The organism is Verrucomicrobiia bacterium, from assembly GCA_023953615.1.
Lineage (GTDB): Bacteria > Verrucomicrobiota > Verrucomicrobiia > Limisphaerales > JADLHS01 > JADLHS01.
Genome location: JAMLJH010000001.1, coordinates 969,683 through 982,167, shown reverse-complemented (window position 1 = coordinate 982,167; position 12,485 = coordinate 969,683). Strand labels below are relative to the sequence as shown.

General features: G+C 57.1%; 15 protein-coding genes. 11 read left to right on the top strand and 4 right to left on the bottom strand.

Features of this window, described 5'->3' with window-relative positions:
- Positions 1-31: 31 nt before the first annotated feature.
- The 3 genes from M9920_03940 to M9920_03930 all read left to right on the top strand — a co-directional run bounded on the left by M9920_03940 (position 32) and on the right by M9920_03930 (position 3,130).
- Positions 32-640: a hypothetical protein gene (locus tag M9920_03940; GenBank protein ID MCO5051433.1), complete on the top strand. Its 609-nt coding sequence runs from the start codon at positions 32-34 to the stop codon at positions 638-640.
- A gap of 121 nt (positions 641-761) precedes the next feature.
- On the top strand, positions 762-1,658 hold the full coding sequence (locus M9920_03935; GenBank protein MCO5051432.1) for a TIM barrel protein: 897 nt from the start codon (positions 762-764) through the stop codon (positions 1,656-1,658).
- Between the two features lie 362 nt (positions 1,659-2,020).
- Positions 2,021-3,130, top strand: coding sequence for a hypothetical protein (locus M9920_03930; GenBank protein ID MCO5051431.1), 1,110 nt, complete (start codon positions 2,021-2,023; stop codon positions 3,128-3,130).
- Here the strand turns inward: M9920_03930 and M9920_03925 are convergent.
- The 4 genes from M9920_03925 to M9920_03910 all read right to left on the bottom strand — a co-directional run bounded on the left by M9920_03925 (position 3,127) and on the right by M9920_03910 (position 5,660).
- A complete protein-coding gene (locus M9920_03925) occupies positions 3,127-3,510 on the bottom strand; it encodes a DUF2203 domain-containing protein (GenBank protein MCO5051430.1) in 384 nt (127 codons plus the stop codon). The two genes, M9920_03930 and M9920_03925, sit on opposite strands and share 4 nt — an antisense overlap.
- Positions 3,507-5,177: a tetratricopeptide repeat protein gene (locus M9920_03920; GenBank protein ID MCO5051429.1), complete on the bottom strand. Its 1,671-nt coding sequence runs from the start codon at positions 5,175-5,177 to the stop codon at positions 3,507-3,509. Before M9920_03920 ends, M9920_03925 begins: the two co-directional genes overlap by 4 nt.
- A gap of 78 nt (positions 5,178-5,255) precedes the next feature.
- Positions 5,256-5,357 carry an AURKAIP1/COX24 domain-containing protein gene (locus M9920_03915; GenBank protein MCO5051428.1) on the bottom strand — a complete coding sequence of 34 codons (102 nt, stop codon included), beginning with the start codon at positions 5,355-5,357 and terminating at the stop codon, positions 5,256-5,258.
- A gap of 126 nt (positions 5,358-5,483) precedes the next feature.
- A complete protein-coding gene (locus tag M9920_03910) occupies positions 5,484-5,660 on the bottom strand; it encodes a hypothetical protein (GenBank protein MCO5051427.1) in 177 nt (58 codons plus the stop codon).
- 291 nt (positions 5,661-5,951) lie between these two features.
- On the opposite strand from M9920_03910, the gene M9920_03905 reads away from it, so the two are divergent.
- From M9920_03905 to tatC, 8 genes are all read left to right on the top strand, one after another.
- Positions 5,952-6,722, top strand: coding sequence for an alpha/beta fold hydrolase (locus M9920_03905; GenBank protein ID MCO5051426.1), 771 nt, complete (start codon positions 5,952-5,954; stop codon positions 6,720-6,722).
- A 177-nt stretch (positions 6,723-6,899) separates the two neighbouring features.
- On the top strand, positions 6,900-7,634 hold the full coding sequence (locus tag M9920_03900) for a MotA/TolQ/ExbB proton channel family protein (protein ID MCO5051425.1): 735 nt from the start codon (positions 6,900-6,902) through the stop codon (positions 7,632-7,634).
- A 130-nt stretch (positions 7,635-7,764) separates the two neighbouring features.
- Positions 7,765-8,196 (top strand): biopolymer transporter ExbD, encoded by a 432-nt coding sequence (locus M9920_03895; GenBank protein MCO5051424.1) that lies wholly within the window; start codon positions 7,765-7,767, stop codon positions 8,194-8,196.
- Complete coding sequence (locus M9920_03890) at positions 8,193-9,101, top strand: TonB family protein (GenBank protein ID MCO5051423.1); 909 nt, start codon at positions 8,193-8,195, stop codon at positions 9,099-9,101. Before M9920_03895 ends, M9920_03890 begins: the two co-directional genes overlap by 4 nt.
- The gene (locus M9920_03885) at positions 9,098-10,273 is read left to right on the top strand and encodes a hypothetical protein (protein MCO5051422.1); all 1,176 of its coding nucleotides are present in this window, start codon (positions 9,098-9,100) and stop codon (positions 10,271-10,273) included. The genes M9920_03890 and M9920_03885 overlap by 4 nt, the downstream gene beginning before the upstream one ends.
- 29 nt (positions 10,274-10,302) lie before the next feature.
- Positions 10,303-10,911, top strand: a complete 609-nt coding sequence (locus M9920_03880; GenBank protein ID MCO5051421.1) for an OmpA family protein — start codon at positions 10,303-10,305, stop codon at positions 10,909-10,911.
- A 97-nt stretch (positions 10,912-11,008) separates the two neighbouring features.
- Positions 11,009-11,269 (top strand): twin-arginine translocase TatA/TatE family subunit, encoded by a 261-nt coding sequence (locus M9920_03875; GenBank protein MCO5051420.1) that lies wholly within the window; start codon positions 11,009-11,011, stop codon positions 11,267-11,269.
- Between the two features lie 17 nt (positions 11,270-11,286).
- A complete protein-coding gene (gene tatC / locus M9920_03870) occupies positions 11,287-12,372 on the top strand; it encodes a twin-arginine translocase subunit TatC (GenBank protein ID MCO5051419.1) in 1,086 nt (361 codons plus the stop codon).
- Positions 12,373-12,485: the final 113 nt, after the last annotated feature.

The following is a 12,485-nucleotide window of genomic DNA, read 5'->3' as shown; positions in this document are numbered from 1 at the left end:
AAATTCGCTACGCTTGGCGGCGACAAATGCCATGACTGGAAAACGTTCGCCTCAAAACCCGCCAAAAATTCGGCCGATTATTTTTGACGGTCCCTATCCCGCCTATTCGGAAACCGCAGACGTGCTGGCTGGTTGCAAGCATCGCAAATCGGCGGGCGTTTATTTTTGGGCCATTCGAGTCAAGAACGCTTACCGGCTTACTCATGTGGGCCAGACGGGGACTTCCTTCTACCAACGGATGAAGGAATACATCATCAACACGCTCGGAGGGAATTATCGCATTTGTGACCCGGACCGGTTATCGCAAGGCGAAGCGCGGCCAGTGTGGGACGGCCTTTGGCGCGAGGGAACGCGGGCGCGGTTGCCGGAATTTCTGCGCGACGGTCCGCGCTTGTTTGAGCTGGCCAAACGCAATTTGCAATTGGAGCGAATCTTCGTCGCGCCGTTGAAAGTCGAAGATCGGCTGCGCCGCCGCATCGAGGGCGCGATTGCCCAGGCGATCCGACGGGACGCCGTCGCCTCCAGTTTGTTGCCGGCGGACATTCGCGTGCTCGGGCGGTTGACCACCGAAGCGCCCCTTTCCGTACGCTTGCGCACGAAGGTCAAAATTCTCGGGCTGCCGGAGCAACTCGAAATCTGATTTTTGCAGAGCGGCTCGGGAGGAATGGCAGCGCCGATTACGCGCGCGGTCGCATGTATTCCGCGTGTATTCCGCTGGAAAACCAGCCGGACGCTTGTTATTTTCATGCGTATAGAAAAATATGAATCATAAACTTTCCCGCCGTTCCGCACTGGGGCGAGTCGCCGCCGCTGGAGCCGCCGTGGCGGTTACGACCAAGCTGACGGCGACCTCCGCGCTCGCTGATTCTGTTGGCACTGTAAAACTGAAGGGCAACATCCATCACTCGGCCTGCAAATGGTGTTACGGCAAACTGTCCACGGCGCAACTGGCGCGCGCGGGTCGCGAGCTGGGATTGGTGGCGCTGGACCTGATTGATCCATCCGATTTTCCGGTGCTTAAGGAAAATGGCCTGGTCTGTTCGATGGTGAACGGGCCGTCGGTGGATGGCCTGGGCGGCATTACGAAGGCGTTCAATCGTGTGGAACATCACGACAAACTGGTCCCCGCGTACGAGCAGCGCATCCAGGTGGCGGCGGAACACGGTTACGAACGGGTGATCTGCTTTTCGGGCAACCGCGAAGGCTTATCGGATGAGCAGGGATTGGAAAACTGCGCGATTGGCTTGAAGCGTTTGGTGGGCTTTGCCGAACGCCACAAGGTGACGCTTTGCATGGAGCTGTTGAACAGCAAACGCAATCATCACGATTACCAATGCGATCACTCCGCCTGGGGTGTGGAACTGGTGAAGCGGGTGGGATCGGAGCGGTTCAAATTGCTCTACGACATTTACCACATGCAAATCATGGAAGGCGACATCTGCGCCACCATTCGCGAGCAGCACCAGTACTTTGATCACTACCACACCGGCGGCGTGCCGGGCCGCAATGAGATTGATGAGTCGCAGGAATTATTTTATCCGCGCGTCATGCAAGCCATTCTGGCGACGGGTTTCAAGGGTTACGTGGCACAGGAATTTATTCCCAAGCGCGACCCGCTCACCTCCTTGCGCCAGGCCGTTCAGCTTTGCGACGTGTAATGCGTCCGCAAATTTGTAACGGCGGTCATAGACCGCCGCAAACCCAAGAGATTAGCCACCGAGACATGGTTTAGCAGATTGCAAATGGGAGATGGGAAGCGGCGGAGCAGTGTCAGAGGGTAGCTCACGGCGTGAGCCGTGGGAGAGTGGTGGTCTTGGAGCAGGCCCCGTAGGGGCGGCTGATTCAGGCGTGCGGCGACGGTTTTCTATCGCCCCTGCCGGGGCTGGTGATTTGTCCGACCAGAACCCACGGCTTACGCCGTGGGCTACCATCTATCGCGCTCCGCGCTTGAGTTGGCCCAACCAGCTCTGAAAATTTCGTGTCCTTCCCTGGTCATCCGTGGTTAAATCCCCGCGTCGCAATGAAAGATTTTCCCGCGCCGCTGAACCTGAAAAAAATCAGGGTTTACCCGCTCGCCCAACGTTGCAGCCTGAACACGATCGAGAAAGTGCTCTGCCCGCCGGTTGCACCCGCTCCACCGTCGCCGGAAATGGCGGCGCGCATCAACGATTGCGCCGCCCGCATCCGGGCCGCGCGGGAACGGCAGGCCAGCGTGATGCTGATTTATGGCGCGCACTTGGTGAAGAACGGATTGCTGCCCGTGGTCAACCAACTGATCGCGCAAGGCTGGGTTACCCATCTCGCCACGAACGGCGCGGGCACGATCCACGATTGGGAGCTTTCCTTCCTGGGCCGTTCCGAGGAGAGCGTGCGCAAAAATGTGGCTACCGGAACTTTCGGCACCTGGGACGAAACGAGCTGCTACATTCATCTGGCGCTGTTGGCGGGCGCGTTGCGCGGCGAAGGGTACGGTCGCAGTCTGGGTCGCTTCATGAACGAAGACGGCACGACGCTGCCAACCACTGGTGAATTGGAGGACGCCTTGCGCCGCGAGCCGGCGCATCCGTTCGCCCCGGCACGGGCGGAATTGTTGCAGACGATGCTGCGAATGAATTTACCGTCGGGACGCCTCGAGGTGAAGCATCCGCACAAGGACAGTTCCATCGTCGCTCAAGCGTTTCGACACCGGGTCCCGCTCACCGTGCATCCGGGCATCGGTTACGACATCATTTCCAACCATCCCATTTTCAACGGGGCCGCGATTGGACGAGCGGCACAGATGGATTTCGCGCAATTCGGCGCGGCGGTGGAAGGGCTGGACGGTGGCGTGGTATTGAGTGTCGGCTCGGCCATCATGGGCCCGCAGGTGTTCGAGAAGAGCATCAGTTGCGTCAATAACCTGCGCCTGCAAGTCGGGCGCAAAATCGTCCACGACCACACGATTTACGTGGTGGATATTCAGGACGGCGGCAACTGGGATTGGTCGCAAGGCGAACCCACCAAAGCCAACCCCGCTTATTATTTGCGCTTTTGCAAGAGTTACGCGCGCATGGGCGGAACGATGAAATATCTCGAATGTGACAACGTGGTCTTCCTCACCCGACTGAAACAGGCGCTCGCAGCGGATTAGATTTTTTCCCGCCCGCCATAGCCGGTGTCGAGGTCGTGCCAGAATTCCACCGTTTCCTCATCTTCCTCCCAGCAGAGGAAAACTTCCTTGCCGCCGATCAACGCCGGAAAATCCACCAGGCCGCGATCCAGGTCTTTGATCAGAATTTCGCGGCGCTGAAACTCACTCAGCACCGCTTGCATTCCCGCGACCGCGCGAATCCATTGGTTGACCAAATCACCGCCGAGATCGTCGCCCGCTCCCTTCAAAGAAGTCAGTCGTTTATCGCTGCGCTCAATCGCCTCGCGGAACTGTTTCAGTTGTTGCAACCAACCGCGCAGTTCGGGCAGCAACGCCGTGGCTTCCTCGCGGGTGAAATGATTTTGAAAGCGATAGTTCATGGGGTCGGGGCAACGGCGTTCAACTTCTTCCGAATGGTTTCATTGGGTTCCAGCTCGAGCGCCTTGGTCCAGGCTTCCCGCGCGTGGTTCAGTTCTTTCAAAGCCGCGTACACATCGCCCAGATGATCGTAAAGCGTCGGGTCCGGTTGTTCGGATTTGGCCACGGCTTCCTGCAGATAATGCAGCGCGCCTTTGGCATCGCCCTGTTTGAACAGCACCCAACCCATGCTGTCGAGGAAGGCGTCATTATCCGGTTCGAGCTTGAGGGCGCGTTCAATCAACCCTCGCGCGCGTTTCAGGTTCTCGCCGTGCTCCGCCCACATGTAGCCGAGATAGTTCATCACCTCGGCATTGTCCGGCGCGAGCGTCAACGATTTTTCAAACGAGCGCGCGGCGGCCTGCCGGGCGCCGGTGCGTTCTTGCGCCGCGCCGAGTTGGAAATAGAAGTTGGCGTTCAGGCGATTGGTCTCACCCGCCAGCCCCAGGGCCTCGGCGGCTTGAAAATGTTCGAGCGCCTGCGGGTATTGTTGCCGCGTCTGATAGGCCATGCCGGTGAGATACTCGAGGGCAAAATTTTTCGGATTTCGCTGGCGTTGCTCGCGCAAGTCTTCCAGCGCCGCCTCCGTTTGCCCCGCCGCCAATCGCGCCATCGTCAAATCAAGCCGCGCCGCCTCGAAGTCGGGATTGATTTGCAGGGCAAGTTGGAACCGACGGATCGCATCGTCCCAGCGCTTTTGTCCGAGAGCCAGGCTGCCGAGCAGGTATTGCGCGCCAGCGTTCGCGGGATTGTCCTGGACGAGCGCGTTCAATTGTTCCAGCGCGTGTTCCTGGTCCTGCTGGCGCAGATAAATCTCCGCAAGTTTGGTGCGTAATAACTCACGCAAGGCCGCTGCCGGTGCGACTTGATCCAAAGCCGCCAGGTACAAACGTGTGGCTTCATCAACCGCGCCAAGCTGATTGAACCCATCCGCCAATTGGATTTGCTGCAAGCCGGACAGGGAGTCAGCCGTTTTGACCTGTTCCAGCAGCGCCCGCGCCCGGGCGCGCGCCACTTCGCGTTGCTTGGGGAAGCGTTCACCGCAGTCCAAGTACAACATCGCAAGCTTCAGATGATACTCTGGCGGGACCTCGGACTGCGCCCGGGCTTCGTCCAGCGTGAGCAGGGCTTTTTCCGGCTGCCCGAGCTGCACGTAGTTCAAATATAAATTATTCCAGGCCGGCAATGATTGCGGTTGCCGCTGGATGGCCTGACGATTGGCGGCAATGGCTTTGCGATGTTGCCCAAGTTGTGAGCTGGCAAAACCGAGTTGCAGAAAGAGGTCGTCATCCGCGTCGGGCAATTTGGTGGCCCATTGCAACACCTCCCGTGCGAGTTGAAACTGACGTTGCTCAATCAGTCGTTTCGCGACATCGGCCAGCAAATCGGCGTCCGTGCGATCCAGTTGAGCGGCTCGAAAAAACTCCTCGCTGGCCGCCGCCGAATCACCATTGAGTGCGCGGATGATGCCGGAGGAATAGTGAGCAAAGGCGGCAGCGCGACTGGTTAATTTCGGTCCTTCGTCCGGACGCGATTCCGCTTCAACGCGATAGCGCTGCGTTTGGCAGCCGAGCGGGCCGAAGCACAGACTCAAGCCGATCCCGACGAAGATGGCGATGGAACGCTTCATGTTCGGTACAAAGCACGCGCGGCGGCGCGGAAATTATTTCCGGCCGCCGGCGTGGTGGTAAAGAATCGGACCGCGCGGCTATTTCTGCCAAGTGCGCTTCTTATGACGATTCAAGCGCAGCTTCTTGCGCCGTTTGTGTTTGCTAATTTTTGCCTTACGGCGTTTTTTCAGAGAACCCATAGGGTGAGAGAGTACTACTGCAATTCCTCCGCCAAGCCAATCCGAAACTTTTTTCTATTATCACCGGGCAAAAATTTCGCGAGTCGCTTCCCACGCAAAGCGTCTGAACGACGGTCATTTTGGCGCTCATGCAGTCGTCACCCAAGTGGGATGCAGCACTTCCATTTGGTGCTTTTCTTTGTCGAGTGGTGGCGGTGGAAGTGCGTTCTTGGTAAAATCAATTGGTGCGACGAATTCCGGCAGGAACGGTAAAACTTGCCGTTGTTTGAACGCCGGATTGGATTTTTTCGATTTGGCTTTCATCTTGTGACAAATGACGTGGATCAACATCCCCGTCTGCCTCCCGAAGGTGAGACGCGTTAGTGCGCTACGGATTCAATTGGCCAGACTCGACGCGTCTGATTTCAGTTGTGCTGCTGGGGTTCATTTTTGAAATTTATTGCCGTAGTTGGCGCGGCAACGAGTGAATATTGATGTTTTGGGCGGCAACATTGATGCGCAATTTGGTTTTGAGGAACGGAACGAAGCGTCGCTTTTCCCTCGAGTGGATTAGCCCATCGCCACAACCGCAAATTCTGTGGCCGCTACGGTTTGATGATGAAATTGAATTTTCAAGTTTTGGGACAAGGCGAGCCGATGCTGATTTTGCACGGCTTGTTGGGGTCGCTCGATAATTGGAAGCCTTACGCGCGGGCCGTCGCCGACCAGTTCCAGGTTTTTCTGCTCGACCTGCGGAATCACGGTCGGTCGCCCCACGCCAGCGAGTGTAACTACGACGTGATGGCGGAAGACATCGCGGAGTTCATCAACGACCATCACTTGAGCGCCGCCCATGTGCTCGGCCACTCGATGGGCGGAAAAGTGGCGCTGCGGTTGGCTCAATTACATCCGCGACAGTTGTTGAAATTGATCGTGGCGGACATGGGCCGACGGGAAAATCCGCCGCGCCAGAAGGAAATTCTGGAAGCCATGCGCGCATTGGATTTGAGCCGCTTGCAACAGCGCACCGAAGCGGAAGCGGCGCTGGCCGCGGTGGCGCCGGATAAAGCTCTGCGCCAGTTTTTGACGAAAAATATCGGCCGCAACGATACCGAGATAATGTACTGGAAATGTAATCTTGAAAGTCTGTGGACCAATTATCAACACCTTCTCGAGGCCATTCCGGCCGAGCCGCAATTCACCGGGCCGGTGTTGTTCATTCGTGGCGGACGCTCCGATTACATTCGGGATGAAGATATTCCCGCGCTGCGGGAGACGTTTCCGCGCGCTGAAATCGAGACGATCCCGGAAGCCGGGCATTGGCTGCATGTGGATGCGCCTGCCGAATTTTTGCGGCGCACCTTGAAATTTCTCAACGAAGATTGATTCGGGTTGGGGAGCAAGATGCCTCGCATTGGAATTGTCAAAAAAGCGGGAGGGTAGGAATAAAAAGTTTTGCTTTTTGCCGGGGATCTCGGCCACAATACGGCCTGTTGTTTGTTGCAGCCCGGTGCTTGCACGGTGGTCGGTTCCTCACGACGAGTTAAAGCACACGGACTTTTTATGACTGTACCGATATTGTTAGCTGCCGTGGGGAACGCCCGCGCCTCTACCGCTCCCGGAGGATTCAGCATTTGGAAGCAGGCCACGCCCGAGGCGCAGGTCATCATCGTCATTTTAATTTTTTTCTCCATTGCCGCCTGGACCGTGATGGCGGTCAAAACCGTGCAAATGCGGCGGGCCCGCAAGTTGAACCTGTATTTTCAGGCGGAATTCAAACAGCAGAAATCGGTGCTGGAAATGTTTGATCGTCGCATTCAGGCGGAGGGTTGTCCGCTCTTTGCCGTCTATCAAGCTGGTAGCATGGCTTTGGACACGCGGTTGAAGGGTAGTTCGGATGCCGCGCGCAAGCCCGCTGTTTCGCTGAAAAGCATGGAGCACGTCAAGCGTCTCATCGAAAACACGGTAGCGCAGGAGTCCTTGAAGCTCGAATCGGGATTGATTTTGCTCGCGATCGCGGTGAGCGGCGCGCCGTTCCTGGGATTGTTGGGAACAGTTTGGGGAGTGATGGATACGTTTGCCGGCATTGCGCGCGCGGGGAGCGCCTCCATGTCCGCCATGGCGCCCGGTGTGGCGGCGGCCTTGGTGACCACGGTGGCGGGACTGCTGGTGGCCATCCCCTCCATGTTCGGCTACAACTGGTTGGTTCACAACCTCCGGGTACGGACGGTGGAGCTGGATAATTTTGCGCAGGAATTGGTCTCCAAAATGGAAACCGAGTATTTGCAAGATGAATGAGATCGGGTCGAATAAATCGTGCGGTGCCGGGGTCTGGTCGTTGCGCGCACAAAACCGGCAAAGGTCGGTCGGTGAATTGAGTCAAAGGATTACGCGAATTGTTCAATGAGATTTTGGGTTCAGGATTAAGATGAGACGATTCTCCCAACACAGTCATTTGGTAACGCTCAGCGAGATTAACATCACGCCGTTGCTGGACCTGGCTTTTGTGTTGTTGATCATCTTCGTCATCACCACACCCTTGCTGGAAAAGGGCATGGACCTCGATCTACCGACCAGCCGCAACGCGGTGGACCGACCGCCGGATCGCAACAACGTGCGCGTGGTGGAAATCAACGACGCCGGCCAGTATGCGTTGGAGAAACGCCCCCAACCACTGGGGCAAATTGTTTCCACCTTGGCGCAGGAGTTTCGCTCGAACCCCAATTTAATCATCTACGTGCGCCCGGATGAAAACAGCCGGATGAGGGATTTTGTGGCGTTGACCGATGCCTGCACGGGCGTGGGTATTTCCCGATTTTCCATCCGCACGCAACCCCCGCAACCCCCCGCGAGGCGATGAGTCAGTTGCAAAAAAAATGTCTGGTCGGTTCGACGACCTTGCACGTGCTGCTGCTGCTGACGCTGCTGGTGGGGCCGGCCTTTTTGGTTAAAAAGCAGGAGCCGCTAAACCTGCCGGAAATCACTTTTGAACCCGCCTTTTTGATTGACGAACAATTATCCAATCCCGGCGGCGCCGCGCCGGGTGGTCCCGCCCCCATTCAATCACCACCCGAACCGTCCCAGCCCGCGCCAGCTCCGGCTCCGAACCCGGTGCCCCAACCAGTGGAAACCCAACCGCCCGCCAAGGTGGTTGAACCCAAGCCAGCACCAAAAGTCGTCAAACCGGTCGAAACAAAATTCAACGATCGCGAGGTGGAGAAGTCGCCGAAATCGAAACCAACCCATCAGGTCCAGGTCAGCAAGACCAAGGTTCCGTTAAATCGCTCAACTGCCGCCAAGAATCAGAAGCCCGCCAATGACGGCGCTGCCGCGGCTGATTCCCAGCGTAACTCGGCATTGGCAACCGCGTTGCGCAGCACGCGGAGTGGTTTGGGAAAAGGACTTTCTTCCGGCACTGACGTGCGTATGCCGGACGGACAAGGCGGTGGGAGTGGTGCGGCTTATGCCAGTTATGCGCAGGAAATCCAGCGTCGCTACAAAGCAGCTTACGATCGTGAACTCCAAATCGCTGGCGACATCGCGGACGGGCAGGCGCAGGTGGAGACTTCCATCGTTGTTTTGCGGGATGGCACGGTCAGCAGCGCCCGCATCCTCAAACCGTCAGGCAATGCGGAACTGAACCGGCTGACCCAACGCGTCTTGGATTCGGTGCGCCAAGTGCCTGCCTTTCCGTCCGGCACCACGGATTCGACCCGAACATTTAACATTGTTTTTGATCTCAAACCTAGAATTGGATTCGGATGAATTACCGACTTGTACTTACCGTTATCGGGTTGGCGTTAGGCAGTTTATCGCTACCTGCGCAATCGGCCGCAGTTAATAGAATCGAGATCCCAGGAATTTCGGGCCTGAACCAAAGCCCCATTCCGGTGAATCTCTCGGGGTTTACCGGTGAGGCGTTGGAGGTGATTCAATTCGATCTCATCGTGCAAGGCTTCAGCTTGGCGAGCGCAGATAGCGCGCAGTATCTGTTGAGCGGCAGCAATGGCGATAATCTGCTGGGGCGCGCCCAAGATCGCATCAACAACAATGTGCTGGTCAATAAAAGTTATTCCGGCGCCAATCTGCGTCGCCAGGCGCATCAGTTCGTGGACGATTTCCTGGCGGCTTTGGGGCGCAAGGGAATCGGCAACACCAAGATCGCTTTTTCGCGCTCGTCAGGGAGTACCAGCGAAATTTATATCGCCAACTTTGACGGGAGCGACGCCGCTCCGGTGACGCAGGATAATTCCACCGCAATTTCGCCGGCCTGGGCGCCGGGAAACCAGGCTTTGTGTTACACGTCGTACCGAAGCGGGGGAGCTTGGATTTACCTGCAGAATCTGGCGGCCCGACAACGAAAGGCGATTGCCAGTTATCCGGGATCGAATTTCAGTCCTGCGGTTTCGCCGGATGGGAATCGCATTGCCATGATTCTTAGCAAATCCGGAACGGTGGACCTTTACGTGGCCAATCTGGATGGCAATGTTCTGAATCGCCTGACCCAGTCGCGCGAGGATGAATCCTCTCCTTGCTGGTCGCCGGATGGGCAATGGATCTGTTACGCGGGCAAAATCAATGAGGTTCGCGCCCTCTACAAGGTTTCTCCTACCGGGGGCAAACCGCAACGCATCTCCACCAGCGGGATTCTAAACCCCACCGAGCCGGACTGGTCGCCGGATGGCAAGTGGATCATTTTTACGCAACAGCGCCGAGGCGGCTTTGATATCTGTATTGTTTCGTCCGCAGGCGGCTCGGCGACCGTGCTGGTGGAAGGCGAGGACCCGTCGTGGGCGCCGAACTCGCGCACGGTGGTTTATACCCGCCGCAGTGGTCGCAATGGCAACCAACTCTCTTTGCTTGACGTGCCGACAAAACAAACCAAAACTATCACTCGAATTTCGGGTAGTAGCTCCCAACCCAGTTGGGCTAAATAACAACAACCTGTCTCCAAATCTTAACGAACATGAAAGCTGTCAAATTAACTTCTCTGCTGGCCGCGGTGCTGGCGCTCACTCTCTTCGGCACCGGCTGCCAAAAGCGCGTCATCGGGCCCACGCCAATCAATAAGTCCGAGACGCGGATCCGTCCCGGCGAAATCAATAATGAATTGCCGCCGTTCAATTCCGGTGACACGACTTCTGGGATTAACAGTTCAGAATGGGACCCCACTACCGGGGCGCACGCGCAATCGGGGAAATTCGATCTCGACAACAGCACGCAAGATCGCGCCGCCTTGGCCATCCATACGGTTCACTTCGGTTTTGACAGCTCGGTGGTGCGCAGCGACGAGCGCGGCAATGTGGATGCGGTGGCGGATTACATGCGGAACAACTCCGCCGTCGGTTTATTGATTGAAGGTCATTGCGACGAGCGCGGGACGGATGGTTACAACGATGCGTTGGGCGAGCGCCGCGCCTCCGCCTTGCGTGAAGCGCTCATTTCTCAAGGCGTCGCCGCAGACCGCATCATCACCCAAAGCTGGGGTAAACGCCGGCCCGTGGACTTGGGGCAAAACGAAGCGGCCTGGGCGAAGAATCGTCGCGGCGAGTTCGTGGTGCTACACGCGCGATAAGCGGATTTTTGTTGTCAGCTGGGGCCGGGAAGTTTTGGCGCTTTACTCGCCAAGCTTTCCGGCCTAAGTTTTCGCGACAGGTGATTTTATGAATAACATGTTTGCAGCAATGCTCGGCGGTTGGGAAATCGTTTTGATTCTCGCCATCGCGTTGTTGTTGTTTGGTGCGAAACGATTGCCAGATCTGGCTAAAGGCTTGGGCACGGGCATCCGGGAATTCAAAAAAGCCACCCGCGAAGTCACCGAAGAAATTCAGAACGCGGCGCAAGAACCTCCCCCCGCACCGCGTAAGTTGCCGCCGTCGGGGGCCGCCGCGCAAACCGAGACTCCAGCTTCTTCTGATACGCCGCAGGCGTAATTGGAACGCCCCGGCGCATGGCGGATGATTCCGAGTCGGCACACCCCGAGCCCGAAGTTGAAGGCGGGCCGGTAAAATCATTTCTCGAACACCTCGAAGACCTTCGTTGGGTCCTGATCAAAAGTCTGGTCGCGTTGGGCGTCGCGATGTTGCTTTGCCTCATCGCGGGTGACCGTGTCGTTCATATTCTTAAATGGCCGCTGGAGCACGCCAAAGTTCACTATCCCGGCACGAATCAAGTTGTCACCGTTACTTACGGCACCAACAAGTTGGGGACGTTCACACTCACGGACGCGCAGCAAAAAAATCTGGACTTGGGCACCAACCGGTTTGTTGCGCTGGAAGTGTTCCCGCAAATTCTTGGCACCAATCGAGTTTTGGGCTGGCAGGTCAACCCGGACTCCACGCTGGCCGCCGCGGCGCAAAAGCTGGAAGTGGAGCTGATAAATCTCAGTCCCGCGGGAGGATTCATCGTCGCCTTTCAGGTGGCGCTTTATGGCGGCGCAGTTTTAGCCGCGCCCTTCATTTTATATTTCATACTGGCTTTTGTGTTTCCGGCGCTCCGGATTCTCGAGCAAAAATACGTTCGCCGCGGTTTGTATTTTGGCGGCGGCCTGTTTATGGCCGGAGTGGCGTTCTGCTATTTCCTGTTGATGCCAGTAGCGTTGGGCGCCTCGCAACTGTATTCCCACTGGCTGGGGTTTGGCGCGCTGCAATGGCGCGCGGAAGATTACATCAGTTTCGTCTGCAAATTCATGCTGGGCATGGGGTTGGGATTTGAATTGCCGGTCGTGCTGCTGGTCCTGGTGAAGATTGAAGTGCTGAGTTATCGCACGCTGCGCGGCCTGTGGCGCTACATGATTGTGATCGTGCTGATTTTGGGTGGGCTACTGACCACTCCCGAAGTGCTCACGCAGGTAATGATGGCGGTGCCGCTGTACGGCCTTTACGAGCTAAGTGTCTGGGTTGCCTGGTATTGGGAGGAGCCAGATCGAGCCAAGGTGCGGCGCCGTTTGCTGCTGGCGGCGGTGGTGCTCGGTGGTGGCTCAGCCTGGCTGATCTGGAAATTCATTTGGCCGTTGTTGCTCCATTTTTATCGCTAAATTTGTCGTTCGACGCAGTGAATTTCAAGCCACTCCCGCTCGGTTGAACGGATGAAATTTGCTTTCATCGTTCTGCGGGTTCGCTAGAATTGCGGACGCTTGGGAGGCAGTCC